Raw genomic sequence first — 339 nt, forward strand, 5'->3', positions numbered from 1 at the left:
CTTCGAGGCGGCCGACGCCGACCTGCCCGGCCATTAGCGCGCATTGGCGAAGATGCGCGGCGGCGACCTCGTCCGGCAGCGCCTGTCGGCCCAACCGCGTGATATCGGAGAACTTCAGGATCGCCGGCAGCGCGGCGGTGCCGGTCATTGGCGAGATCGCCGCCCGCTCGCCGCGCTCGAGCATATAGAGGCGCGATACCGGAACGGCTTCGGCGGCAAATCCGTCGCGCAGCCGATGCTGTGCCTTGTCGATTTGCGGATGCACTTGCGGCCGCACGTCCGCCTGATCGAGGCGGATGGCGCCGGCTGCATCTGCGGCGAGTTTGAGCTGCGGAAATC

Annotated in this window: 1 pseudogene; it reads right to left on the minus strand. The window is 68.4% G+C overall.

Annotation, left to right across the window (positions count from 1 at the left end):
* Window positions 1-339 (minus strand): annotated as a pseudogene (locus EN852_RS41385) (serine kinase); the annotation flags it as partial.

Source organism: Mesorhizobium sp. M2E.F.Ca.ET.209.01.1.1, from assembly GCF_004010375.2.
Classification (GTDB): Bacteria; Pseudomonadota; Alphaproteobacteria; order Rhizobiales; family Rhizobiaceae; genus Mesorhizobium.